This is a genomic window from Bradyrhizobium sp. BWC-3-1, assembly GCF_032917965.1.
Taxonomy (GTDB): Bacteria; Pseudomonadota; Alphaproteobacteria; order Rhizobiales; family Xanthobacteraceae; genus Bradyrhizobium; species Bradyrhizobium canariense_D.
In genome coordinates this window covers 1797002-1822353 of the sequence record NZ_CP136625.1, presented here as the reverse complement: position 1 = coordinate 1822353, position 25352 = coordinate 1797002, and the positions used below count along the sequence as shown (strand labels likewise).

Here is a 25352-nt window from a genome sequence, read left to right as displayed (position 1 = left end):
CCCGGTCCCGAGTGGACGTCCTCTTGGCGCGCGCCTCCTGCTCTGGAGCTTTACGTCGTCCCGAGCGATTCAGGTGCAACCGGCTCTATGGTCAGAGGTACCAAGGTAAGCTATTGAGGAACTGGAACCTTCGTTGATCGTTGCCCCGTGCCAATGGGGACATTCCTTCAACCAGAGCAAAAGAGACGGTCGGCGTGTCCGACGTGTCTGCGCCAGAAGAGCGCGGCCCGCTGGGAGGCTCATGACGCGAAATAGCGAAGATCAAAAGCCGGAAATTGCCGCATGGCAGTGGAAGCAAATCGTCAACGGCGCAACCGATACCGCCATCATCACCACCGATGCGTGGCCGAGTGACGAGTTGGAACATTGGCGCGGGCAACATTCTCGGGTGGACAAAAGAGGAGATGATCGGCCGCTCCTTGAGCCGCGTCTTTGCGGAGGAGGACCAGGAGGCCCAGCTTAGCCGCGAAATCGCGCACGCGATGACAAAGGGCAAGGGCGGCGGCGAAGAAGGCTGGCGTCTTCGCAAGGATGCCTCACGTTTTTGGGCCGTCGGAGAGCTCAGCCCGATCCGGGAAAAGTCGAACGTCGTAGGTTTCATCAAGATCCTGAGGGACCGCACAGCGCAGCGCGAAGCCGAGGAAGCTATCCGAGAAGAGCGGCACGCTCTGGAAGTGCTCAACCGTGCCGGCTCGGCGCTCGCAGCGGAGACAGACCTCGAGCGCCTCGTTCAGATCGTTACGGATGCGGGCGTGGCGCTTACGGGGGCCGAGTTCGGCGCCTTCTTCTACAACGTCATCATCAATGCGGGCGAGAGCTATATGCTCTATACGCTCTCCGGAGCGCCGATCGAGGCATTCTCGAAATTCCCCATGCCGCGCAATACGGAGGTGTTCGCGCCGACCTTTCTGGGCCAAGGCATCGTCCGTTCGGACGATATCACCAAGGATCCGCGCTACGGGAAGAACTCGCCCCGCGAAGGGATGCCTGAAGGCCACCTGCCGGTCCGGAGCTACCTTGCTGTATCGGTCATATCTCGCACTGGTGAAGTGCTTGGCGGTCTTTTCTTCGGGCATGCGCGGACTGGCGTGTTCAACGAGCGGTCGGAGCGGGGCCTGTCCGGGCTTGCCGCCGAGGCCGCGGTCGCGATTGATAACGTCCGCCTGTCCCAAGCCATGCACCGAGAGATCGAGGAACGGAAGCGGGCGCAAGAGGCCCTGGTCGAGCTCAATGCCACTCTGGAGCGACAGGTGATGGAGCGGACCGAGCAGTTGCGCAAGAACGAGGAAGCTTTGCGCCAGTCGCAGAAGATGGAGGCCGTCGGGCAACTGACCGGCGGCGTGGCGCACGATTTCAACAATCTGCTGCAGATCATTCTGGGAAATCTGGACACCCTGCAGCGCAATCTTCCGGCTGAATCGGGTCGATTGCAGCGGGCGGCGCGAAACGCGATGACGGGCGCGCAGCGGGCAGCCACCCTAACCCAACGCCTCTTGGCGTTTTCGCGTCGCCAACCTCTCGATCCCAAGCCCCTCGATGTGAACGCACTCGTCAACGGACTGTCGGACATGATCCATCGTACGCTCGGCGAAACGATCGACGTGGAAACTGTCCTGGGTGCAGGCGTGTGGCGAGTTGAAGCCGACCCGGCCGAATTAGAGGCGGCTGTCATCAATCTAGCCGTGAACGCCCGCGACGCGATGACGAACGGCGGTCGACTGACGATTGAGACCAGCAATGCGCACATCGACGAGGCCTACGTCGCCTCGCACACCGAGGTCGTGCCGGGCCAGTACGTCGCCGTCGCGGTGACGGACACGGGCGTCGGCATGGATTCGAAAACGGTCGCTCAGGCTTTCGAGCCCTTTTTCACGACCAAAGCTGTCGGCAAGGGCACCGGACTGGGGCTCAGCCAAGTGTATGGCTTCGTCAAGCAGTCCGGCGGTCACGTCAAGATCTACTCGGAAGTGGGACAGGGAACGACGGTGAAGCTGTACTTGCCGCGGCTCGCGACGCAGGCGGCGGGTGCCGAGCAAGTCGAGTCCAATCCAAGTCCCGAAGCCGCACAGGAAGAGACCGTCCTCGTCCTCGAGGACGACGACGAGGTGAGAGCATATTCGGTCGAGACTCTCCGCGAACTCGGCTACCGCGTCATCGAGGCTCACGACGGACCCTCGGCCTTAAGGCTCCTGGAACGGCAGCCCCGGGTCGACCTCCTCTTCACCGACGTTGTTTTGCCAGGCGGCCTGACAGGAGCACAGGTTGCCGCCCAGGCGAAGACGGTCCGTCCGACCTTGAAGGTGCTGTTCACGACGGGCTACGCGAGGAACGCAATCATCCACCACGGCCGGTTGGACAAGGGCGTGCAGTTGCTCGTGAAGCCATTCAGCTTCAGCGATCTGGCGGCGAAGGTGCGTGACGTCCTCGACGGCGCTTCGGACTAGTCCAGCTGCGGCTGCCAACAGGCGAGGCGCCGACAATCGCACCAAAGTTCCACGAGGTATTCGTCCATTATCGCTGCTTTGCTTGGACCTCTCGCGCACCAAACTCACGGCGTTGTCGAGTTCGTCACCCACGTAACCTGATAGATCATGGTCACACAAACTAACATAGGTTTGGGGTTGCCAGAATTTCCCGGCAGTCTTCAGATTTTAGTTGGCAGAAGCGAATCATGTTGGCATGCTCCTGTGACCGGGGCTGGCACGTTCATCTCGCATCTATTTACACCTGGGTTCTGAAGCAACGGCAACGCTGCGGCAGGCGTTTCAGTACGTGTTATTTAGATTGCCTAATGAACTCCTGAGGCCGCCTTTAGGTGGCCTCTTCGTTGAGAATTCAATTCTGCGGGGACATTGCAATGGCAAAACCAGCCGTTTCCCGTGATGCTTTTCGTGGACTATTCGCTTTGTACTGGGCGAAGGCTCATCACGATCACAAAGCCGAAGCCGAGGATTGCCTTTTGACGTTGTTCGGGTCTGCGGAATACATTCCCGATCGCCTGCTGCAGCAATGGTCTGAAAAAGCTGATCTACTCGGTCCAGAAACCGTCGGTAGTGTAGTGGAGCCGCGGGCCCGTGAAATCGCCAGCGGCGGCGCGCGGTACGACCATGCGAGTGATTTTCTCCACTCGCTCCTGAGAGACCTCGGGCGAAAAATGCAGTGATCAGATGCGCCGTTTCCGCCGCTCTTACCGCGCGCCTCTGATCAACTTTGACCTCATTGACAATCTTCTGCCGGCACGCAGCTCGTTAGAACGGCGCGTCGCCTTTTATCCCCTCGATCTCAACCGCGCCTTCTCCCTGGGTCTAGGGAGGTGCGTGGCGCCTCAATCTTCGAGGCGAGCGACCAGGATGCTGGAGAAATTCGAACGCGATACGGAGCCGTCAATAACATTTGGAAGATTGCCCTGGTGGCCTTGTTGTTCCAGTTGCAAAGTGCAGCGCGGCTATCCAATGGCGGGGTTTCAGAAATCGCGATCAACGCGGCGCTCAGCTTTGTAGAGAATGCCAAGCCCCAGACTGAAGTGGAGGCTGCTTTGGTCATGCAAATGGCTTGCACCCACGCTGCTGGAATGGCGGTGCTGTCGCGGATTGGCGGAGGTCACGGCGGTGGCCGACACGTAGCAACTTATGGCAGCAGCCGCCAGCAGACTTCTTAGGCTTACGCGCTCCAGTTCGAAACTCTGCGACGCTGGCGCAACGGCAGCTCGCAACATGTGCGGATAGGTGCGGATGACTCGCTTGATCCCCTGCCGAGCCCGATCCGTGACCGCTTTCGAGTGATAAAGTTTCCGAAGCCGAACGCGGACGATCTCGACGCGCTGTTGCCGGCCGTGATCGCCGACCTGGCCCGAGATCGCGGTCTCACGGCAGTACTTGATACGGCAAGACTACGACGTTGATCAGGGGCTGGTTGGTGTTCCGGCACTGCTCTTCGAGGACTCACGTGTGCTTGCCGCCGTCCAGGCGTGCCTTGCAGGTCATGCTTAGTCTTGTCGACCGTGAGCCACGATGACATTATGTTCGCCAACACTAGGACGCCGCCGACGCCGACGGCCCCGCCTAGCGTGGGGTTTTTCGGGGGCAACTTGTCGTTCGCGTGGATGGCAAGCTGCGTTTATCGCTTGAGATTGACGCTATTTTCAAGCTGTGCAGCGCAGGACACCATTTCCTCAATTCGAGTGGAGAACTCGTGGCTTTCCTTCAACAGCACGGTGCGGGCATCGGCAACCTTTGCACGCATCCACTGGGTCGTCGGCCCATCGAGAGCTTTATCGAGGATCATATCAAGTTGGTCGAGGTGTTCCAGCAGCGCTGGCGTTCTTTGAAGTACGATTTCGCTGGAATTTTTAATCTCGGCCAAGGCATGTTGAAGCGTCTCCCAATCCGCCTGCAATTTGTTTTTGTCTGCACTCTTGCTCTGAGTCGAAAAAGGCTCAACTCGCAAGGCCCTCGGAAACTCTAGAATCTGGGCCATTTTCGGTCCTCTCCATTCGCACATGTCGAAGCCCGTTTTGGGGAGCCGGCTTGCTTTCAAGCACTAAGCGGCACGGACCGACTCTAGGAACTTGCTGACTTGATCCTTGAGCCGATTGCTATCGCGCGACAGCGATTGGGCCGCCGCGAGAACCTGGGTCGATGCCGATCCAGTTTCGGTAGCGCCGCGCTGCACGTCAGTGATATTTGAGCTCACCTGCTGCGTTCCCTGGGCGGCCTGCTGAACGTTGCGGGAGATTTCCTGTGTCGCGGCGCCCTGCTCCTCGACCGCAGATGCGATGATGGAGGCAATTTCCGACATCTTCCCTATTGTGTCGCCGATCTCCTTGATCGCGGCGACTGATTGGCCGGTCACCGACTGCATTCCGTCGATCTGCTGGCTGATCTCGTCAGTTGCCTTGGCTGTTTGCTCGGCCAGGGCCTTCACCTCGGAAGCAACCACGGCAAAACCCCGTCCGGCTTCGCCAGCCCGCGCTGCCTCGATGGTGGCGTTCAGCGCCAAAAGATTGGTCTGGCCGGCGATCGTGTTGATCAGGTCTACGACGGCACCGATCCGACTCGCGGCGTGAGCGAGATGTCCGATCTGATCGTTGGTCTTCTGAGCCTGCTTCACCGCATCGCTGGCGATGCGTGCAGATTCCTGGACATGGCGGCCGATCTTGTTGACCGATGACGCCATCTCCTTCGCCGCTGAGGCCACCGACTTGACATTGGTGGAAGCTTGTTCCGACGCCGCGGCCACCATCACCGTCAGCTCCTGGACTTGTCCCGCCGTTGCGGTCAGCGTACTCGCTGAAGCTTCCAATTCGGTCGAGGCCGATGAGACGGTTTCGACGACTTCGCCGATCGCCGCGTCAAAGTCATCGGCCAGACTATGCATATCCACCCGGCGCTGCTCGGCCGCGCGCTTATCGTTTTCCAAGCCTCGGGCACGCAGGCGTTCGGCCTCTACCATATGGTCCTTGAACACCTGCACCGCACCCGCCATTTCGCCGATCTCGTCGGACCGGCCAAGGCCGGGGACAACGAGCGACATTTCGCCGTTTGCCAACTGGCCCATCGCGCCCGTCATGGCCCGAATTGGCTTCGTAATTGAACGCACGGTAAAGAACGCAATGGCGCCGCCGGCGACCAGCCCCGTTGTCAAGAGCGCCCATTCGATCCAGATCAGGAAGGCGGTATCGTCCTGTACGTTGCGGGCTTCCTGCTGCAGCATCAGATTTTGGTTGGTCTTGATGCCTCCTGAGCGCGTTCCATCTCCCCCTTTGGGGCCGTCGATCAGGTCGAGGATTGCGCGCGCCTTTGGTGCGGCGTCGGTGGCCAGAATCAGGACCGGCACGTTCCAACCCGCCGAATCGCGAATCGCAAACATTCGTTCGGGCATGGGCTCCAGTTCGCCATAGGCCTTGGTAAAGGCATCGAAGGCTGTTCGCTGCGCGGAAGTGAGCAGGGATTCGCGGGCCGCGACTCCGGCAAGGCCTTGTTTGAAATTCTGCCATGGCCGCGTGAACTTGTCCTTCTCGGCCTTGTCCCCGGAGAGCAAGTAAGTTCGAATCTGCGCCATGGCTGCGGCGAAGTTGCCGCGCGTGTCGGCCATTGCCTTCAATAGTCGTTTGCGGTCGGCCGTCGCCTCAAGCCCCTCCTCTTCGTTGATCATGCGGCTGATCTGGGCGAACATTATATCCGCTCGCGGCGCCGCTTCCGTCAGCAGGAGCTTGGTGGCCGGAAACGCGTCGGACGTGAATGCAATGCTCTCGGCCCGACTTTGCGTGACGCGGAACTCCTCTAACTTGACTTTGGCGTCTGCCCAATTGCGAAGGTTTTCCGAGTTGGTGAAGCGCATCGCCATTTTGTCGAAGGCACTGACGGTCGCGTCGAGCTCTTTCCACACTGCGGCGCGCTCAGCTTTGGCTTGTGGATCGCCTGTCAGGAGATAGGCGCGCAGGGCCGCAAGAGTAGAGTAAAGATTGCCAACCAGCTCAGTGCTGCTGATGGCGACTGGAGTACGCAAAGTCACCATCCGATCGACGGCGTGAGAAAGAGTGCCGACCGCAATGATCGTGCACCCAACCGCGGCCATCAAAACTGCGCACAGCACCGCGAATCCTGAAATCAAACGTCCCCTGATCCTCAAACGAAGGAATGGCACAAGAATTCCCCTTAAATACGCCCAATCCCAATGATGCAACCCTGCGCTGAATCGGTTAATAAGAAATGAAGTCTGGCCAGCTCGTTTGACGAACGTGGTTTCTGCAAGTCATTGGATCGTCGACGCTGACGTCAACGCGCGCTGAAGCCTCGACGGAAGCTTCTGACCGTAGTCAATGGCTGCTAGTGTGGCGGAAATGAAAACAGCCCGCCTAGTCAGAGCTGCAAATAAAACTGCTAGATGGATCTGGTATTCCTGCATTGACGGACGTTTGTTCCATATTGGAGCGTTGTTTTGCATCCGAGCCAGTTCGGGACGCGATAGCGTCGGCCCGCAATATATACTCGCAAGGAAATGACCGCGCTGAAGTCGAGGCCGTGACATCCTGTAGTCCTAGCTGGCTAACGCCCTGCTCCGGTCCCTTTGCTTAAGGCCGTTTCGCAAGCTCAGGATCGTTGAGGCGAGTTCGGTTGCAGGGACCGGGCGGCTGAACAAGAACCCTTGCGCCTCGTTGCAACCTTCCGCCTTCATCTGGTTCAACTGCTCAACCGTCTCCACCCCCTCCGCTGTTGTTGTCATACCAAGGCTCCTTCCGAGGCTGGTAATGGCCCTGACGATCAATTTCGATCCCTTTGTCGCCGTTGCGTCGCGGACGAAGGACTGATCGATTTTAATTTTGTCAAAGGGAAAACTGCGGAGGTAACTCAGCGACGAATAGCCGGTCCCAAAATCGTCCAAAGCGATGCGCAGCCCACGCGCCTTGAGCTCGTGCAGCGTCGCGATGGTTTCGGAGCTGTTGCCAAGGAGAACTGATTCCGTGATTTCGAGCTCAAGGCGGTGCGGTGAAAGCGCTGATGCGTCGATCGCGTTGGCGATGACGTCTGCAAACTTCGGGTCACGAAACTGACTCGCCGAGACATTGACCGCAATCTTGAGCTCGTCGGGCCAATTGGCCGCTTGTTCGCACGCGCGGTTGAGAACCCATTCACCGAGCGGAGCAATGAGACCGATTTCTTCTGCGAGCGGAATGAATTGGTCGGGCGGCACGAACCCCCTATTCGGGTGCTGCCAGCGCAACAAAGCTTCGAAGCCGCTAATCCGATCCCTTCGCAAGTCATAAATCGGCTGGTAGAACAGCGCGAACTCTTGCTTGTCCATAGCCTCGCGCAGGTCGATTTCCAGCGCTCGGCGGCTTTGCAGGCTTGCATCCATTGCTGGCTCGAAGAACCGCCATGTTCCCCTACCGTCCATTTTGGACCGGTACAGCGCCATGTCCGCATTTTTCAGTAGCTTTTCTCGCGTCACACCGTCCGCTGGCGCGAGCGAAATTCCGACGCTGCACCCGACGATGATGCGATGCCCGAGCAGTTCATAGGGCGCTCCGACACCCTCAACGATGCGCTGGGCGAGGCTCTCGGCCTCTTCAGCGTTTCGGACGTCAAATTGAATGACCGCAAACTCGTCGCCACCCAAACGCGCAACGGTATCAACGTCTCGGACGCACCTGCTTAACCGCTCGGAAACCGCGCAAAGCAGCGCGTCGCCCACCGGATGTCCCAGGGTATCGTTGATCTGCTTGAAGTTATCCAGATCGATACAAAATACGGCAAACCCCGCCCCCCGGCCGGCCTCCGCGACGGCCTGCTCGATTCGCTCGCCGAAGAGAGACCGGTTGGGTAATCTGGTCAGAGCGTCGTGGCGCGCCATGAACGCGATTTGAGATTGCGCCCTTTGTTGTTCGGTCACGTCTTCGCAACTGATGAGCCAGCCGCCGTCGGATGTGGGGCGATGAGCGATTGAGACGATGCGTCCCTCACTGAGCCGCTGGAGGTAGTTGCCGCTCCTGCGGCGAGCCTGGAACTCCTCGCATTCCGCCAGAAGATCGGCTACGGTCTGGCTGCCATGAGTGCCGGCGGCAACACTCAGGCGGAGGACGTCTTCGAACGTCATGCCTGGACGCACAAGCTCCGGGGAGATATCAAAGATCTCGGAGAAGCGACGGTTAACCACCTGCAGCCGTCCCTCCCTGTCATAGAGACAGAGGCCTTGCGACATGTGCGTCAGCGCCGCGTCCAGTCTCAGATTCGTCGCGTGCAGCTCAGCTTTCTGCTGCTTTAAACCCGTAATGTCGCTGTAGACGAGCATCACGCCGCCTTCCTGGGTCGGGCTGCGGCTGACCCGCAGCCACCTACCGTCAGGGAGCTGGGCTTCACCCTCCTCGCTATCCACATCGCTAAAGTTGTCTCGGCGAATGAGTGCTGGTGAGCTGTCCTCGCTGGACGCCCGCGTTCCCCGCAACCAGCCCGGGTGAACGAGCTGTGGCAAGCAATGAATGAACTCGCTGGCCCTAGAATTGGATAGGGCGATCTGACCATCATTATCGAGGAGAACGACGCCCTCGCGGGAGTTCTCGAGTGCATCGGAAAGCCTCACCTGGGCCGAACGCCGCTGCGCCACCTCCCGGTCCACCATCGTCCTGATGTTGTCCCGCATCCTTCCCATTGCGCTCAGGAGGGTACCCAGCTCATCAGCGCCGCCCTCCGGAATGTCTGTGTTCAAGTCACCATCGGCAATACTCCTTGCCACTTTGGAGGCAATCGCGACTGGGCCGATGATGCGGCGTGCCAACATCCACGAGAACAACCCGGACAGAAGAAGGGCAACAGTCAGCCCCGCCACATTGAATTGCACATCCCGCCTGATTGCAGCCAGCGCACGTTGACGGAATAGAAAGCCATCACCGGCCGTATAGTTCACAAGCAGTTCAATCTGCTGATTGACGGCGTTGGAGTACTGATCGAGATCGGCGATCTCACGCGCATTCGCTTCAACGCTCCCATGCTCGCCAGCAAGCGGTTGAAGTGAACGACGATGAAGCGCGGTCCAGGCTTTTGCGGCCTCCTGGACTTTGGCGGCCGCTTTTGCGGCGCGCGCGGATTGCGACCGTTCCGCCGCGATGGTCACATCCTCCGACAGCGATTTCGCCAGCTCGTCGATTTCGGCTTCGAGTCGTGCACGGACCGACGGATCCTTGGTGAGGAGGCGTTGTGCCGACGCCACGCGCATTGCGGCGAAATCGGCGCCAGCCGCGCGTGCGTAATTGATCGACATCAGTGACTCGTCGAAGGTTTTAGCCACCAGGTCGCCGGCATGCCGGATACCAAGGGTGGCATAGCCTCCGAGGGCTGCTGCAATGGCGCTCATCGCGAGACAAAAGATCAAAATGCCTATTCGAATCGAGCCGCGCGCTTCAAGCAGCCGTGGCAGACAGGCGCTTGTGGACCGAAGCGTGTCAAAAACCGCTTTCGGTTGACGCACAACCCTGCCGACGAAAAGACTCATCGCGATGTCTTTCGCTGTAAACAAACAATCGCAAACATAGGGCGCGGACGCAGCCGGCTGCCTCCGCCTCAAATTTCCCTAGTAATGACTAAAAGGGATGCGGAAATCGTTAAGATCAAGCTGTGATAAAGTACGGATTACTCACGCGCTCGGACGATTTGAGCCAAGCCGGACATTTAATAAAGTTGAAGCTTCAGCGGGGTTGAAATGGTGGCAAGACTTTTAACTTTGCGCGAAGGCAGGTTCGGGCTCCAGATCACTGCCGTGGTCACCGGGGGACTGCTGGCAGGCGCCGCTCTTGGCGCAACTTCCTATACGATCTCGCAAAAGGATCGAGAATTCAGGCCGCGAGAGATCATCATCAAGCGCGGCGAGACTTTACGGTTTGTTAACGACGATGGTGAGCTCTTGCACCACGCCTATTTGAGCGCGGAGACCTTTGACTTCGACACCGGCGATCAGCAGCCGGGCAGCCAATTCGACGTCGTCTTTTCGATGGCTGGTGACTACACGGTCCTGTGTGGCATTCATCCCAAGATGAAGCTTGGCGTGCACGTCACAAAGTAGGATTCTAAAGTATCGCCGTGTTGAAGATCGCGGCATGGCCAACATAGTAGGCGAAAAGCGTAACCGTCAGCGCCGCACATAATCCGGCCGGGGCGAGCCACGGAGCGCGATCATCGGCCTCTGTCGGCCGATTATCGGAAAGGATGGCGACCAGGACGACGATAATCGCCGAATGTCCGATGACATCAAGCTTGCCGAATTCGAAGCACGCGCTGATGAACATTCCGAGCAGCACGGCCGCCGCGATGCGCCGAACCAGTGGCGTCCAAGCCAGGGCAAAGGCGAGCGTGAACTCGACCATGCCCGCAGCCCGCATGTAGAACTCGTTGTTGAACCCAAGGGTGATACCGGGGTGCTCGATCAGAAGCGGGAAGCTCCATTCCGGATAGGCCCACTTCTCTATCGAGGCCCACATCAAGGTCACGGCGGTCGCATAGCGCACCACGTCGAGCGCCGGAAAACCGAACAAATTCTTTTGCAACCCCGTGAGAGCGAGATAGGCCGCAAGGCCCAGAAAGATCGGATAGTCGGCCAGATGAAACGTACCGTAGTCGCGCACGGCGAGGCCAAACAACACCACGATCCCCGCCCCAGAGAGCGGCATGGTGTGGCGCGACAGCAGGCCGGCGGCGATGGCGAGCTGCAAAGGTCCCACCCATGCGGACGTCGTCTTCAGTTCTGGGGTCAAGATGATACCTCCGACCGCCCAGAGCGAGACGAAGAAAAAGCCGCACACCGCGCGGATCATCACCTCGGTGTGCAGGCGCAAGCCTTCCGTGAACCTGTTGAGTGAGCGGGCCGTCAGCTCGCCCAGAGACGTGCGCTCCACCACACAGCCGGAAAAGAACCAGAGCACCGCAACCCCTAGGAGCAGCTCAAAATCCTGGCACAGAACGTTTTCAAGGCCCCGCGGCTGGCCGGCAGCGTCATAAGCGCAAAACCATTTGACATGAGCGCTGGCAGCTCGGGTCCCCAAGACCCAGACGGAGAACACCGCGATAAACCTGGCAACGAGGGCAACCCCCGGAGACACCCGTGTGGCATCCCGCCCCAAAGACCTCAACATTTTAAGAAATCCGCCCGTCGTGGAAGGCACGGCTTAACGATCTATTCACCTTAGCATAAATTTTGGGGTTTGTACCGTCCGCACACCCGGTGGTTGACGGGTGGTTAATGGGGCCGATTTGGGCGGGCGCCGCCGCAAGTCCTTTCAAATTTTATAGATTTCGAGGACGAGCCTTCAATCCGGGTGTCGTACTGAACGTCAGACAAAACGGGATGGTTGGAGCAGTCCATGTTCGAAGCGTTAGGTGCAGCGCGTGTGGCGGTAGGCTCGGTGCTGGTCCGCGGGGCAAAGCGCTACGCTACGCGAACCGAGACCCTGGAGGCTTGGGCAGGCGCGCTTGTTATCCTCGGCTTTGGCCTGCTGGGGTCGGCATTGCCGCACGTTCACTAAGGTTCGTACCGAGGACCCGATGGCGGTAGTTCGTCAGCGCGAGAAGTTGTGAAAAGGCGTGGCCTGGGACGACGCAGTTAGCGTTTGAAGAAAGGCGACGAGATCGGTCTTTTCCTCTGCTGCCAAAGATAAAGACTTTATCGAAGGGGACCGGCTTGGACGGTCAATCCCACCCTGGTCATAGAGTTCGATGACCTCTTCGAGCGTTGCGACCGATCCATCATGCATGTAGGGCGCACGCTGCGCAACGTTGCGCAATGTCGGCGTCTTGAATGCGTATCGGAGCTTTTGTGACGTCGGAAACAGCCGGCCGCGGCCAATATCACCGTCTTTCGCGGTGCCGATATCCTGAAACGATCCATCGGTAAAAGACGGCCCACTGTGGCAGTCTGAGCAACGCGCTTTGCCGTTGAAGAGCGCAAAGCCGCGTTTGGCCGCCGCGCTGATCGCGGTTTCATCCCCAGCGATCCAGCGGTCGAACGGGGACTCGTCCGCGACAATGGTGCGTTCAAAGGTCGCCAAGGCAGCTTCGATCCTGGGCCGGGTGATCGCACTATCCCCGTAGGCGCTTGCGAACGCATCGACATAGGCCGGGCTGGTCGACAGACGGTCAATCAACTCCGATTCTGTCAGATTCATGTTTGCCCGACCCGTGATCGGACCAAACGTGACGGATTCGATATCCCTGAACTTCCCGTCCCAGCCCAACGGCTGGGTGAACGCCACATCGATCAGAGTGGGCGAACGAAGCGGCAGGCCTTTCGGATCCTCCCCGACCGCACGCGCAAGGCCATCTCCCCACGACAGCGACGGATTGTGGCAAGTCGCACAGGAAATGGTACCGGACCTCGAGAGCAACGGATCGAAGAACAACATCTTCCCGAGAGCCGCTTTTGGTGCCGAGTAGGGATTGCGGTCCGGGAAAGGAATCGCCGCCGGCCGACTGTACTTGGCGCGGATCTCTGCCGCCTCCTTTGATTCCTCCGCCACCGTCGAGCCAAAGCGCAGCCCCAGCGGCACAAGCACCGCAAGCAAAGCCAGGCTGACCCAGACCTTCATCGGCTCCTCGGAGGAATATATGCCTCGTTATATGAACAACTTGGTCAAGGAAGCCTTAATGGCCCCTCTGCCCATTGGGTCGAAATGCGTCGCCACAATCTACTTTGTTCCCGTGTGATCGCGCGCTGCGTGAGGGCCGTTGAACGCTCAGGCAACCTCGTCAACACCAACTGCTGCCTGGCGCGCGAGACGGGCTTTCGCAAAAGATCGGACATCGGCACGCCACCGCCGCTCCCCCGGTCTCACTGGTAAGCTCAACTGACGAGCTGTCTCGGCAATACCATCACGATGTTGATCTCGCGCTCCAATATCTTTGAGGCAATGATCGATATGTGCAGCGCGAATTCATCTTCGATCTTGGCGGCGGTGTCCTCGTCCTTGGCGTAGACGAACAGGACCCCCATCGACTTCATCGAACCGCACGCCTGCGAACAGACGGTCGAACGTCCTTGCGCCGACGATTAGAGCTATGCGGGCTTGGATTGCTTGGTCTTGGATTTCGGTGAGCTGCATACGTCGGATATGGGGCCGGAGGACACCGGGGCAAGTGTTCAGACCCTCGTACTATCGCTCGATCTTTCCTTCATCGCCACGATCACGAGTTGAGCGCATCATCTCGCAAAGGCCGTTGCAACGCCTTCGCCTCTTTCCATGGCGCTCCCATCCAGACATCGCGCCGTTAAGGAACTGGTTACTAGTGACTGTCACCATTTGCTGTATTAGGTCGTCACATACAGCAGCGCATTCCGAGAACGGTTCAATACTTCGACACGCCCGGTTGGCGGTCTCTTGTAGGAGAGGCCCAATGTTTAAGGGCTTCATGGTGGCAGTTGTGGCGCTGATCAGTACAGCGCAGATCGATCAATACCTAACCCACGGTCGGTACACCGACGCGGCGATGGCTATGCTGCGGCAAATTCGTCATGCGTTTGGATTTTAGATAGTTCTTTGCGACGGAGACGCATCATGGACGGCATCTCATGGGCCGATCTCGATAGGGCTGAACAACGCGCAATTGCGATATTGGGAGCCGGTCTTTCCATTGAACTGTGTGACCCGCTTGCCCTCCTGACGTTGGCTCGCCTCGGGCTGGCCATAGGGTCGCATTTGACCGTTGCTGGAGACGCCTTGCGACGAGATGCCGTTTTGAAGGGTGTCGCTAGTTAAGCGGTTCGGCGCCGGTCGATCACGACAGGGGGATGGGAATGCCAAACGCAATCGAGCTGATTGTGGACGGTTACGTTCGCTTGAACAATCGGAGGGCTCTGAATGATCTGCGCATGCAGCGCCGGAAGCTGGCCGTGGACCTAAAGGCACGTACAGATTTTGATGTTCGGGCAGCCGTCCAGCAGATCGAGGAAGATATCATCGTGATCGAGGCTGGGCTGGCGCGGTTGGATGAGGCGGCGACGAGCTAAGCTGCCAAAGCAGTACGCGGTTCAAGCCGCCCAATTACCTTCTTTCTCGGCCCCACGCATAACGATCTTAAGCACATCATCCGGCAACGGGCCATTGCAGCGCCTTCGCCTACTCCCATGTGGGCGTGCGCATCCAGCACCTGCAGGTCAACATCGTCTCGACGGATTACTGCCGCTTAGTAAGGCAATAGTTCGGACGCTTTTGTCCCGGCCAAGCTGTGGAAATTCTTGCAATGACCTATGGCTGTACGGGTGACATGGCGCTCAGTCGAAGGTGTGTAAGACCACAGCATAGTGGTTGCAACAATGAGGAAGGCAACGGCCGCGAATGCAGATGAGATCAGATGCTTCATGGGAAACCTCCGGTTTCCGATCGAAGGTTCGTCAGACAGTTCGCTTAAAGGTTCAATGGAACCAGCCAAAATCTCGTACGTGCCCGCTCGTGGAGTTCCGTTGAGACGTAAGGGCGGCCCGCCCGTGCTGGGTGGCATGCCCACCCGCAGACCATCTCGCACCCTACATCCTCGGAAAAACGCGAAAGTTCTGAAACACCCGGCATCGGTGCGAGGTTGCCGACATAGCGATTGACGACGCGGAACAGCGCGATAATGGCGGCTTGGTTGCTGGTGATCGAACAGAGATTGCGCAAACGAGAACACCGGCCGGCGATCTACTCGACTTCGATCATCCGCTCCTTGTGACCCGCAGTCTGCGGACGTAATACCCTTGTGCCTGAACGGCTGACTTGATTTCGTCGCTGACCTTGAGAACTCGTTTCCTGCTCTTGCGCCACTTATGTGCAGAGTAAAGCACGGGTACGGGAGAGCCCGTACTTAGAACGAGCAAGTCGCGCTTGTCATTGCGATAGACATCAAACACCTTGCGCCCCCCGCTGACCATATCGAACTAAGAATGAAATATGGGTTGTCTCAGTGGACGAGCTTAGTATCTCGAATGGCAGCGCGGGTTGTAAATCTGCAACGTCCGGGATTTCTTCAGCGGCGTTCCGGATTGGGAACGAACTTTTGTGCAAGCTCAGCCGTGGGGATCAAGCTCTTGCGAGCGGTCCGGTGAAGACGCTGCTGATTTCGGCCACAACTGCGTGAGCAAATGCGGGGATGCTTGAAATCCCCCGCTGTGATCACTGCGAAGAAGACTTCGCACCTGAAGAACTAACCGTTCTTGCGCCGCCAGCCGGTGACGGCGAACTGATCTGCGCTCGGTGCATCGAAGTCAAGCTCCGTCGGGCCGTCGCGAAGCTACCGAGGGGCGATAACTGATGTATTGGGGCATGCCGCCACCGCCCCGGACCGGCGGGCCGCCTGTCACCAACATCCGCAATACGTTATCGCCGCACTGGCGGGGCTGGCTGAAGCCGGAGATGGTACCGACGCGGCAATTTTAGAACTCGGTGCGAATGACATGCTCGGAGGAGTCGATCCAAGTGTCACTCGCACCGCATTCGCGGAGTTGCTGCATACCTTCGAAGCCCGACGAATTGCAGTGCTTCTTTGCGGGGTGCGGACCCGCACCACCTTTGAAGACGAATACAAGAAGGCATTTGCCGCGATGTTTTCTGGCCTTGCCCGTGAACATAATGTGCTGTTCTACCCGGCTTTCGACGAAGCGTTTGTGGACACTCAACTAAAGCTGTTGGACGGCCTGCACCCAAACGCAGCCCGGACTCGAAGCGCTCGTCACCCGCATACTGCCAAATGTCGAAGCCCTGACCGCTATTTACGCAGCCTGTTCACAGCGGGCCCACTCGCCGTGATCCGCTATGCCAAGATCCATGGCGCGAGCTATCGGCCTTGGCTCACTGCGTTGTTGGCACGGCGCCCCACCAAGGTCGCAGCCATCGCACTCGCCAATAAGCTCGCCAGGATGGCATGGGCGATGATGGCCAGGCACGAGCCCTATAAGGAACCCGCCGGTCTTACGGCGTGAACGAGATCACAGCGGGTCATCCGGCTGTGACGTAGCGGTTGGAAGGGCGAACAGCACTAATGCAGCGCCGGTCGATCCGGCGATCAGGACAACCCACATGGGCCATGGCATCTTCGAATGCGTGCTTTTGATCGGAACCTGATCCGCGGAGGGCATTATGGCCAGCGGTCATGAGGACCGCACAAGAAGGCCGAACACATGGCTGCTCCGACCAACGCCGCAAGTGAAGTTTCTCCTTGCCAACCCATATACGTCCACACATGGCCCATCGCCGAAGGTCGCTTGAAGACATCTCATGTCGGTTGTCAGGGGCAAACCGGACGTCGACCAGCTTGGCGGCGAGCGCCGTTTGTGACCCATTCCGGACCTGCCTCCGATAGCTCCAGGCATTGTCATTGCCGAAGCCAGCTCGCAAAGCTACTGGCGCTGCGGTGGCAGGGTGGCCGTATTATTAAGTTCAAGTTCAACCGCCGTGGCATGCCTGCGAAGGCAAGCTACGATCTCTTCGGTGTGTTGGGGCGAGCGCCGTCGCCCTGTTGGCGTTATTGTGAGAGCGCCACGAGCTACGCCATCAGAAGACCTGATGGTCACGGATACGGGGCTTGCGCCAGGAATGAGGGATATTGCACGATTTGCGAAGCCCTTAGATCGGGCCATTGCGACCTCCCGGAAAATTGCTTCGGTCGATAAACCGTAGCGAGGGAAACGTGATCGGTTTGTGGTGATGACTTCGCGCGCCGCGTCGGTTTGCATGCCGGATAGGATCGCAATTCCGGCGTTGGAAACGCCAAGGGGGCGGCGTTCACCGACATCCCAAGTCAGCGCCTGGCTAGGGTAGCTTCCCAGCTGTCTTGCGATGCAGACCGTCTCAAGGCCCACAATACGCGTCAAAAAGCCGGTGTCACCGAGTTCACCGACCGCAGCCTGAAGATGAGGATTAACGATATCGAGGAGGTGATCGCGAGTTCGCCGCGACAGCGCCAGCAATGATACCTGTTCGCCGATCAGATATCGCTGAGACCCTTGTCGCCTCTCAACGATGCCTTCCGAAATCAGGACACTCAGAATGCGATGCGTCGTTGGGCGCGTGAGTTCTGCCTGTTTCGATATATCGGTGAGTCCTAGGCCTGCCTCGCGGGCGGTCGCCAAGATCCGCAACACAGCCACTGCTCTCTGAATACTTTGCGTTCCGCCAGGTCTATCGACCAATGGGGCGCCGGCAATATCGCGACGGCCATGAGGTGTCATGAGATGCGCCTTGTAGGACCGATATTACTCCCAGTGAGGTACCAACCTTACCGTGACACAACCGCTCGGCAGAGTCCACGATGTGGATGTGATCTGCGCTTTTCCATTGCGGCGGAGGCTGGGTGCGTCAAACTCTGCGCGAAGAACTCGGCAGGGGTGGTGATCACTAGACGATCGCGCATCTCGCGGAAGCCGAACAAAACGTACAAGGGACAAACGCCATGTATCGTCAGAAACTACGGAGTACATTTGCGGGGGTAGCGATGGGGCTAGTATCGCTCGGCACTACTATGGGAGCTGTCGCCGGAGCCGCCGACCTTAAGCTCCTATCCGCCTCAGCCTTGCATCCCGCGATTGACGACCTGATACCGGATTTTGAAAAATCCTCAGGGCACAAGGTCACGGTCGACTATGGGACCGCCGGTGCTGTGGCGGAGCGCGTTCTGAAGGGCGAGGCTGCCGACATCATCTTGAGTTCGGTTCAAGCAATTGGCCGGCTTGAGACGCAGGGCAAGGTCCTGGCCGAGAATCGCATCGTAATCGCAAAGGTCGGTGTGGGCGCATTTGTGCGCAAAGGTGCCGCGAAGCCCGATATGAGCTCGGCCGACGCTTTCAAACGCGCCATGCTGGCCGCAAGATCGATCGCTTATCCCGATCCGGCAGGCGGCGGTGCTAGTGGCGTTTACGTGGCCAACTTGCTCGAACGAATGGAGATTGCTGGGGAGATGAAACCCAAGACCAGACTGTCAACGCTTGAAACCCTTTATGCAAGCGTGGCCACCGGCGAGGTCGAGATAGGCTTCAATCAAGTCAGTGAAATCCTGGCTCAACCGACCGTCGAACTCATTGCCCCGTTGCCGTTAGATATCCAGAATTACACCCAGTTTGCTCCCGGGATCATTACCGGTAGCAATCAGGCTGACGCCGCGAAAGCGCTGGTCGCGTTCCTGTCCTCGCCTGCCAGCCGAACCGTTCTGAAGACCAAGGGCTTTGAATAGTGTCGCGCATTGTGGAAAGATGCACCTGGATTGGTGATTATTCTCGGTTTCGTTCGGTCCAGTCGGCTCGTACCATTGAAGAATGATGGCGGTCCCGCCGGGCGGCGCTTAGCGGGTGTGCTAAACTCGAACAGAGACGATGCCATGAGCCTACACTCTCCCGCGAGATCATCATGCGCGATGGACAACCTAGTCAGACCGCTCGGGGAGCGGCTGCTTACCGAGCCATTCATCAAGAACTTGAAGGCGGAGCGATCTTCAAGGATCCGTTGGCGTTGAGTATATTGGACGAGGAGACAGCCGCTGCCTTAGACGAGATCGCTGCAAAAGAGTCGACGAAGCCCTGGCGCCTATTCGTTGCAGCGCGGAGCCGGTTTTCCGAGGACACAATGGGGGATTGCATCGCATGCGGCTGCCGACAGGTCGTCGTGCTGGGCGCAGGCCTCGATACGTTCTCGCTGCGTAATCCCTATGCTCATCTCGGCGTTCGAACTTTCGAGGTCGATTACCCGTCGACACAAATGTGGAACGCGCTCGGATTAGGGCCGCAGGTCTCGCAGAGCCGCCGTCGCTTGTTTTCGCGCCGGTTGATTTTGAGCGCGAAAGCCTCGCGGAGGGATTAACAAGAGCGGGGTTCATCCTGGACGAGCCTGCGTTTTTTCAATGGCTTGGCGTAGTGCCTTATCTGACCAGAGAGGCGGTCTCTTCCACATTGACCTTTATCTCCAAAGTGCCGCAGGCCGCCGTGGTTTTCGACTACCCCGAACCATTCCAGAATTATCCTGTCGAGCGCCGCGCAGGCGTCATGGCAACGGCCGCGAGAGCGGCGTCGCGAGGCGAGCCCTGGCTCAGCTTTTTCGACCGACCTGCTGCAAATGCTGCAGGTCAAAGGCTTTAATTTGATAGAAGACCTAGGGCTTCGAGAAATAGCTGAGCGATACTACGGTGTCCCAATGCGAGATGTCGTGCTTGGCCCTGGTCCTCACATCGTCCGGTCTCACCGATAGCCCATTGCCGGTGCCACGCCGGAATATGTCGAGACCAAATTTGCACTTCCGGTTATGGCCCTTCGGCGAAGTGGCAGCATCGCTCCACGAGGTCCGCTTATTGAGGCATGGCGGACAAAATTTGCTCAGGTTGAGTTCTTCGCATTTTGACCCATTGCGGACTTTGCAGCAATCTCAGCGTGACCGAGGACGTTTGGACCTTAGGCAGACGTTCGGCTCGCAGTCCTTGGGCTCGAATGATAAGCCGCGAGGCCTACCATGGTTGTGCTTCGATCACATTTTGGATGCCAGCCGGAAACACCCGCGTCAACTCGAACGCCGAGTTGGCAAGGAGCTCCGCGAACTCCTCAAGGGTTCGCTCTCGCCCGCCGGGGGAGACCAGCATGTTCAAATCACTGAACTTGGTTGCCGGCATTTCGTTCGGAGGCCCGACAATCCGTTCGATCAGAAGCAACTTTGCGCCTTTGGTCATCGCGCGCCGACACGCGGTGAGGATAGCAGCAGCTTCCGTGTCTTCCCAATCGTGAATGACCGCCCGCATCAGATAGGCGTCTCCGCCTTCAGGGACCGATTCGAAGAAGCTTCCACCCACGATCTTGCAGCGGTCGAGCACGCCGCGTTCTGCCAGAACGGCTTTTGCTCCCGCGACGACGTCGGGTTGATCAAACAGCGTACCGCCAAGGTGAGGGTGAGCGCATAGCAGGGCCGCCAACATCGAGCCTCGCCCGCCACCCACGTCGACTACGTGACTGAACGGCGAGAAATCATAGCCGCGGAGCACTGCGTCGGCTCCGTCCCGTGAGAATTGCGCCATAGCCTGATCGAAGGTCGCGCCGTATTCGGGGTACTCTGCTCGGAATTGCCAGACACTTTTGCCGTGCAAGTGTTGAAATGCGTTCTCGCCCGTTTGCACGCTGTGCAGCAGATGCCCCCACGCTTGCCAATAATAGGGGCTTCCGACCACTTCCGCCCAGGCTCCGACCGGTGTCGCGGAGTCGGCACGCAAGCAATGACCCACCGGGGTGAGCGCAAAATATCTGCCTTCTTCCTCCCGGAACACACCGACGGCGGCGAGCGCACGCAACAGCCGGTACAGCGAATCGGGATGGCTCTTCGTCAGCACCGCGAGCTCGTCCACCGATCGAGCGCCGTCATTTAGATGGTCGGCGACTCGCAGCTTTGCTGCGACACTAATCGCCTTCGTGACCTGGAAGCCATTGATCAGAGTCAGCAAGTCCAGGCGAGGATCGCTTGTCATGGATGCGCTCCTTGAGTGACGGTTCTGGCTTGGCATGGTCCGGATGCTGCGAAAATCACTGGGTCGGCTTGAAGTCCATTGCTTTCGCGAGGTCAGCAAGACTGCGACGCCGTTCGTCGAGCAAAGCTGCAAATTCGGCCGCCGTCCCTGGATGAGCGGCCTGTCCGACGTGAGCCAGCCTTTGCCTGATGCCAGGATCGTTCGCGACGGCGCTGACGGCGGATGCAATCTGGTCTCGCAAGGTATGCGGAATTCCGCGCTTGCCGAATAAGCCAACCACACCGTCCATGCGAAGGTCCGGGAAACCAGCCTCCGCGACCGTGGGGACATCAGGGACAAGCGGTGCGCGGGCGTCGCTCGCTACCGCCAGGAGCCGAGCTCTCCCTGACTGCACCTGCGGCATTGTCACGCTAAGTGCATGAACGAAGACGTCTATGCGCCCCTCACCCAGGTCCTGTAGTGCAGGAGCAAGGTCCCTATAGGGCACAAAGGCGAGTTCCAGTTTTGCATTCTTGAAGAATCCGCCGACAACAAAGGGCGGAAGGCCTGGCGAGCTAGACCAGTTCAGCTTGCCCGGTTCGGCGCGAGCTGTTTGAACCAGATCATCGAGCGAACGGATCGATCTTTTTCCGGTCACCGCTATCGCTAAGACAACGTCCGACGTGGGGCAAATCGGGACCAAGTCACGCACAGGATCATAGGGTAACTTCTCGTGCGTAATTGGAAGCAAGGTAAATACTGCGGAGATGGCATAAAGCAGGGTGTGATCATCCTCTGTGTTGAGAAAAGCAGAAACCCCGATCACTCCGTCGGCGCCGGGCCGATTTTCCACGATGACGGGCTGTCCCCACTGTTCTGAAAGCCGTTCGGCAAACAGTCGAGCGCTGAAGTCAGAACCACTTCCAGCTGGCACGGGTGCAATCAAGCGGACCGTCCGGTGAGGCCAGTCGGCCGCCACGAGCTTGGAACTCCAGCAGGAGATGGCGAGGAGAAGACCGACGGCAGCGAAGAAGCGAACGAAGATGCTCATGCCTACTCCTTCCGAATTGCGTTCAGCGCGACTTCCGCTTTCGACGTCCGGCGCCAGGGCGGACATATTTCTCGTTGGCCCTGACCACTCTGGACATTAACTCGATGAACAGCTCGCGGTCCGCCGGTTCGAGGCAGGATAGCAGCCTCTCTTGAGTGGCGAGCGCTCGTGGACGCAGCCGCTTTCTGATCCTGTGACCGAGAGGGGTGCAGCGGAGCATCCAGACGCGCCGGTCTGAATCATTAGGCCGCCGTTTTACCAGCCCCTTTGCCTCGAGCTGATCCACCAGTCGGCCAGTGTTTGTCTTGTCGACGGCGACCACTTCGGCAAGGCGGCTCTGATCTATCTCCGGATGGTTTCAATGATCGTTAGGACCGCCCATTCCGGGACGCTCATGTCCTCCTCTTCAAATTCTTCGGCGATGACAGCCGTCGAGATCATGTGCAGCCGCCGGATGAGATACGCCGGAACGAGGCTATAAGGTTGTGGCGCCGGGTCGACCTCCGAGGACCCATGCAATGTAATAGCTTTTGCAAGAGCGATAGCTCCGCATCAAGTCATTTGAGCCCGGATAAATCCCCCAGCCGCGACGGCCCTTCAAGCCGCGGCAGTGATAATGCCGACGAAGTCAGCTTCTGATGCTGTGGACGGCTCCTCCACGGGCACGAGAGTGCCAAAGACTGGGCGCCGTTTAAGGCTCCCACGATTCGGAGGAGCAGCCTATGCAGTCAGTTGCAACGATTGGTCTGGACATCGCGAAGTCGGTGTTCCAAGTACATGGGGTCGATGCAGCCGGCCAGGTCATCATACGCCGTCAGCTCAAGCGCCGTTTCGTGCTGTCCTTCTTCGAGAAGTTGCCGCCGTGCCTAGTCGGGATCGAGGCTTGCGCTTCATCGCACCATTGGTCCCGCGAGCTGCAGGCGTTGGGGCATACGGTGCGACTGATGCCTCCGGCCTATGTGAAGCCCTACGTCAACAAGGATAACCGACATTCGAACTGCGTCGCTTAGGGCCCGCTAGTACCCGTTGCGGATTACGTGGTTGCGAGTTTTTTGAAAGATGCAGTCGCGCTGTCCTTTTGACCCCCAAATTCATGGTGATAGTGTCGCAATTGCGGCCCGTCGGGGAGGACATCATGGGATGGTTTGACCGACTGTTTGGAAGGGCGTCTTCGCCCACTGCGAGACTCTTTGTGAGATTTAGGCGGAAATCACGGGCACCGACCGATCCTTATCTTCTGCAGATTGCCAAAACCCGAAGAGGGCATATTTCGCGGAAGGCCGTGAGAGAGGAATATAATCGGCTGCTCCTGGAGAAGTACGAACACGATAAGTCATGATTTCCAACCCCATCCAATAGCGCCACTACCTGGAACCTGGCGCTCGCCTCTAGCGATGTCGGCACGTGACCCGAAGTTGCTCCTGCGGCCATCTGGCCGCTGTGGGTGCACCAACTAACGAGACGTGATACCCTGTCTCCCATCGTCCTCAGGCTCCGATGAGGTACGAATGAAGCGGCAGGAGTTCATAGCGGGCACTGCGGTGCCGCTGGTTTCGCTAACGCCTTTGCGGGCCCAAGGCGCGCCTCGCCGGATCGGCTTCTTGGGCGGATTCCTAGATTCTCAGGGTCGCAACGCGTGGCGCAGTGGTTTGCGCGAGAAGGGCTGGATCGAGGGCAGGAACCTGCTCGTTGAATATCGTTTTGCCGAAACTCCGGATCGCTTGTCAACCCTAGCTGCGGAGTTGGTGACGCTAACTCCCGATCTGGTAATTGCCCTCGGGCCGTCACCAGCCCTTGCCCTTAAAATCGGCAACTGCCACCGTTCCGATTGTATTCGTGGTTGTCGCCGATCGCGTGGGGCTCGGCCTCATCCAAAGCCTCGCGCGTCCAGGCGGTAACATCACCGGTCTCGCGAGCTGGGTGCCGGGAGATTGGACCGCCAAACAAATACAAGTCCTACAGGAACTGGTTCCTGGCGCGTCGAAAATTGCGCTCTTGGTCAATCCGAGCAACCCCATGCACAGGCTGATGGTAGCCGAGGAGGCACCAAGCGCAGCCCGGAAGTTGGGCGTGGCTCTGCCGATAGTTGAGGCGACCGCGGACGAGGAGCTTGATATCGCCTTTGCCTCGGCTGCCGCCCAGCACGCCGATGCAATCATTGTCTTGGGCGATGTTCTTATCATTCGCCAAGCCCCACGAGTGATCGCGCTCGCGGCCAAACATCATCTGCCCGCGATGCATTTCTTCCGACAATTCGCGGATGGCGGATTAGTCGTCTACGGCCCGGATATTTTCGATCTATTGCGTCGTGCTGGCGGCTACGTCGATAAGATCCTCAAAGGCATCAAGCCCCCGAGTTGCCGGTCGAGCAGCCGACCAGATTCGAGTTGGTGATCAACATGAAGACGGCCAAGGCGCTGCCGACCTCACTACTCATTCGCGCTGACGAGGTGATTGAATAGAGCTATCTCGTTGCGATGCAAGAGTCTGTTCATGGCCCATCAGCGAAGTTGCGCCTCGTTTGTTGGAGGTCCGCTCATCGCGCCACAGTGGAGCAGATTTGCTCAACTTGAGTTCTTCGCCCTTTGACACAGAGCGGCACTTCGCTGGTTTGGGCCCACAGTCCATCATCCGGCTTCAGGCTCTAGCCGCGAACGGGCGATCTATGCCCTGATGAGGCAATTAAGACTTCCGGGAAAGTTACTTGAAATTCGCGGCGTCCGAAATTGACAGATTTCAAACAAATTGCAGCTGATCTTGAGCTGCGGTTGCGGGCAAGCCTCGCCGAACGTGACGAGCTTCTAGAACAGAAAGCTGCGACAAACGAGGTCTTGCGCGTCATTAATGCCGCCTCTGGCGATCTCGCGCCGGTATTCGAAGCAATACTCGAACGGGCGATGCGCCTCTGCCAGGCAGAGTTCGGTCTTTTAGCAACCTACGACGAGACGCAGATCCGAACAGTTGCCACACGAGGCGTGCCCGCAGCATTCGCCGAATACCGAAAGAACAATCCGCCCGATTATGGACCTGAAACGGGGCCCGCACGGATTCTCGCAGGAGAGCGTGTAGTCCACATCGTAGATTTAAAATACGGGGGATGCGTATCGCAATGACCCAAACCGCCGCGCAGTGGTCGATCTCGGCGGGGCACGGACTGTGCTGCTGGTTCCGTTACTAAAGAGCAATGCCGTTGCTGGCTACATAACCATTTATCGCAACGAAGTACGACCATACTCCGACAAGCAGATCGCACTCCTGAAAAACTTCGCTGATCAGGCCATGATCGCTATCGACAACGCGCGGCTGTTTAAGGAGACCAAGGAAGCTTTGGAGCAGCAGACCGCAACCGCCGATGTGCTCAAGGTGATCAGCCGCTC

General features: G+C 58.5%; 21 protein-coding genes and 5 pseudogenes. 15 read left to right on the top strand and 11 right to left on the bottom strand.

What is annotated here, in order from left to right; translation table 11 throughout:
* The first annotated feature begins 241 nt into the window (after positions 1-241).
* The 3 genes and pseudogenes from RX329_RS08830 (at position 242) to RX329_RS08820 (ending at position 3658) form a co-directional block, all read left to right on the top strand.
* Positions 242-2444: pseudogene (locus RX329_RS08830) on the top strand (PAS domain S-box protein).
* Between the two features lie 413 nt (positions 2445-2857).
* Complete coding sequence (locus tag RX329_RS08825) at positions 2858-3163, top strand: hypothetical protein (RefSeq protein ID WP_085357201.1); 306 nt, start codon at positions 2858-2860, stop codon at positions 3161-3163.
* A 246-nt stretch (positions 3164-3409) separates the two neighbouring features.
* The gene (locus tag RX329_RS08820) at positions 3410-3658 is read left to right on the top strand and encodes a hypothetical protein (RefSeq protein WP_317245677.1); all 249 of its coding nucleotides are present in this window, start codon (positions 3410-3412) and stop codon (positions 3656-3658) included.
* Between the two features lie 458 nt (positions 3659-4116).
* Here RX329_RS08820 and RX329_RS08815 read toward each other — a convergent pair whose 3' ends face one another.
* The 3 genes from RX329_RS08815 to RX329_RS08805 form a co-directional block, all read right to left on the bottom strand.
* The gene (locus RX329_RS08815; protein ID WP_317245676.1) at positions 4117-4476 is read right to left on the bottom strand and encodes a hypothetical protein; all 360 of its coding nucleotides are present in this window, start codon (positions 4474-4476) and stop codon (positions 4117-4119) included.
* A gap of 63 nt (positions 4477-4539) precedes the next feature.
* Positions 4540-6612 (bottom strand): HAMP domain-containing methyl-accepting chemotaxis protein, encoded by a 2073-nt coding sequence (locus RX329_RS08810; protein WP_317245675.1) that lies wholly within the window; start codon positions 6610-6612, stop codon positions 4540-4542.
* A gap of 426 nt (positions 6613-7038) precedes the next feature.
* Complete coding sequence (locus tag RX329_RS08805; RefSeq protein ID WP_317245674.1) at positions 7039-9987, bottom strand: EAL domain-containing protein; 2949 nt, start codon at positions 9985-9987, stop codon at positions 7039-7041.
* A 207-nt stretch (positions 9988-10194) separates the two neighbouring features.
* On the opposite strand from RX329_RS08805, the gene RX329_RS08800 reads away from it, so the two are divergent.
* Positions 10195-10554, top strand: a complete 360-nt coding sequence (locus RX329_RS08800; RefSeq protein ID WP_317245673.1) for a methylamine utilization protein — start codon at positions 10195-10197, stop codon at positions 10552-10554.
* Positions 10555-10558: 4 nt separating this feature from the next.
* On the opposite strand, the gene RX329_RS08795 is transcribed toward RX329_RS08800, so the two are convergent.
* Complete coding sequence (locus RX329_RS08795) at positions 10559-11620, bottom strand: hypothetical protein (RefSeq protein ID WP_410706477.1); 1062 nt, start codon at positions 11618-11620, stop codon at positions 10559-10561.
* A 228-nt stretch (positions 11621-11848) separates the two neighbouring features.
* On the opposite strand from RX329_RS08795, the gene RX329_RS08790 reads away from it, so the two are divergent.
* Positions 11849-12010, top strand: coding sequence for a hypothetical protein (locus RX329_RS08790; RefSeq protein ID WP_317245671.1), 162 nt, complete (start codon positions 11849-11851; stop codon positions 12008-12010).
* Between the two features lie 33 nt (positions 12011-12043).
* Here RX329_RS08790 and RX329_RS08785 read toward each other — a convergent pair whose 3' ends face one another.
* Both RX329_RS08785 and RX329_RS08780 read right to left on the bottom strand, forming a co-directional pair.
* Positions 12044-13069, bottom strand: a complete 1026-nt coding sequence (locus tag RX329_RS08785; RefSeq protein WP_317245670.1) for a cytochrome-c peroxidase — start codon at positions 13067-13069, stop codon at positions 12044-12046.
* A 254-nt stretch (positions 13070-13323) separates the two neighbouring features.
* Positions 13324-13482 carry a hypothetical protein gene (locus tag RX329_RS08780; protein WP_317245669.1) on the bottom strand — a complete coding sequence of 53 codons (159 nt, stop codon included), beginning with the start codon at positions 13480-13482 and terminating at the stop codon, positions 13324-13326.
* Between the two features lie 392 nt (positions 13483-13874).
* Here RX329_RS08780 and RX329_RS08775 point away from each other — a divergent pair, with 392 nt between their 5' ends.
* The 3 genes from RX329_RS08775 to RX329_RS08765 are packed head-to-tail and all read left to right on the top strand — an operon-like array spanning position 13875 to position 14487.
* Positions 13875-14009 carry a hypothetical protein gene (locus tag RX329_RS08775; protein ID WP_317245668.1) on the top strand — a complete coding sequence of 45 codons (135 nt, stop codon included), beginning with the start codon at positions 13875-13877 and terminating at the stop codon, positions 14007-14009.
* 26 nt (positions 14010-14035) lie between these two features.
* Positions 14036-14236: a hypothetical protein gene (locus RX329_RS08770; protein WP_317245667.1), complete on the top strand. Its 201-nt coding sequence runs from the start codon at positions 14036-14038 to the stop codon at positions 14234-14236.
* Positions 14237-14274: 38 nt separating this feature from the next.
* On the top strand, positions 14275-14487 hold the full coding sequence (locus tag RX329_RS08765; RefSeq protein WP_317245666.1) for a hypothetical protein: 213 nt from the start codon (positions 14275-14277) through the stop codon (positions 14485-14487).
* Positions 14488-15034: 547 nt separating this feature from the next.
* Here RX329_RS08765 and RX329_RS08760 read toward each other — a convergent pair.
* Positions 15035-15136, bottom strand: a pseudogene (locus RX329_RS08760) (SOS response-associated peptidase); the annotation flags it as partial.
* A gap of 635 nt (positions 15137-15771) precedes the next feature.
* Here RX329_RS08760 and RX329_RS08755 point away from each other — a divergent pair.
* Complete coding sequence (locus RX329_RS08755) at positions 15772-16434, top strand: GDSL-type esterase/lipase family protein (protein WP_317245665.1); 663 nt, start codon at positions 15772-15774, stop codon at positions 16432-16434.
* A gap of 417 nt (positions 16435-16851) precedes the next feature.
* Here the strand turns inward: RX329_RS08755 and RX329_RS08750 are convergent, their stop codons facing one another.
* A complete protein-coding gene (locus RX329_RS08750; protein ID WP_317245663.1) occupies positions 16852-17682 on the bottom strand; it encodes an IclR family transcriptional regulator in 831 nt (276 codons plus the stop codon).
* Positions 17683-17903: 221 nt separating this feature from the next.
* Here RX329_RS08750 and modA point away from each other — a divergent pair, with 221 nt between their 5' ends.
* Complete coding sequence (gene modA / locus RX329_RS08745; RefSeq protein WP_085351514.1) at positions 17904-18680, top strand: molybdate ABC transporter substrate-binding protein; 777 nt, start codon at positions 17904-17906, stop codon at positions 18678-18680.
* 173 nt (positions 18681-18853) lie between these two features.
* Positions 18854-19578, top strand: a pseudogene (locus tag RX329_RS41870) (SAM-dependent methyltransferase).
* 362 nt (positions 19579-19940) lie between these two features.
* On the opposite strand, the gene RX329_RS08730 reads toward RX329_RS41870, so the two are convergent.
* The 3 genes from RX329_RS08730 to RX329_RS41865 are packed head-to-tail and all read right to left on the bottom strand — an operon-like array spanning position 19941 to position 22297.
* Positions 19941-20945 (bottom strand): acetylserotonin O-methyltransferase, encoded by a 1005-nt coding sequence (locus RX329_RS08730; RefSeq protein WP_247392931.1) that lies wholly within the window; start codon positions 20943-20945, stop codon positions 19941-19943.
* A 55-nt stretch (positions 20946-21000) separates the two neighbouring features.
* Positions 21001-21975 (bottom strand): Bug family tripartite tricarboxylate transporter substrate binding protein, encoded by a 975-nt coding sequence (locus RX329_RS08725; protein WP_247392930.1) that lies wholly within the window; start codon positions 21973-21975, stop codon positions 21001-21003.
* 22 nt (positions 21976-21997) lie between these two features.
* Positions 21998-22297 carry a MarR family winged helix-turn-helix transcriptional regulator gene (locus tag RX329_RS41865; protein WP_410706278.1) on the bottom strand — a complete coding sequence of 100 codons (300 nt, stop codon included), beginning with the start codon at positions 22295-22297 and terminating at the stop codon, positions 21998-22000.
* Positions 22298-22697: 400 nt separating this feature from the next.
* Between RX329_RS41865 and RX329_RS08720 the strand changes: the two are divergent.
* From RX329_RS08720 to RX329_RS08705, 4 genes and pseudogenes are all read left to right on the top strand, one after another.
* Positions 22698-22955, top strand: a pseudogene (locus tag RX329_RS08720) (IS110 family transposase); the annotation flags it as partial.
* A gap of 856 nt (positions 22956-23811) precedes the next feature.
* Entirely contained in the window at positions 23812-24369 is a 558-nt protein-coding gene (locus tag RX329_RS08715) for an ABC transporter substrate-binding protein (RefSeq protein ID WP_317245658.1), read from the top strand.
* A 332-nt stretch (positions 24370-24701) separates the two neighbouring features.
* Positions 24702-25088 (top strand): hypothetical protein, encoded by a 387-nt coding sequence (locus tag RX329_RS08710; RefSeq protein WP_317245657.1) that lies wholly within the window; start codon positions 24702-24704, stop codon positions 25086-25088.
* A gap of 16 nt (positions 25089-25104) precedes the next feature.
* A pseudogene (locus RX329_RS08705) lies at positions 25105-25209 on the top strand (hypothetical protein); the annotation flags it as partial.
* Between the last annotated feature and the right edge of the window lie 143 nt (positions 25210-25352).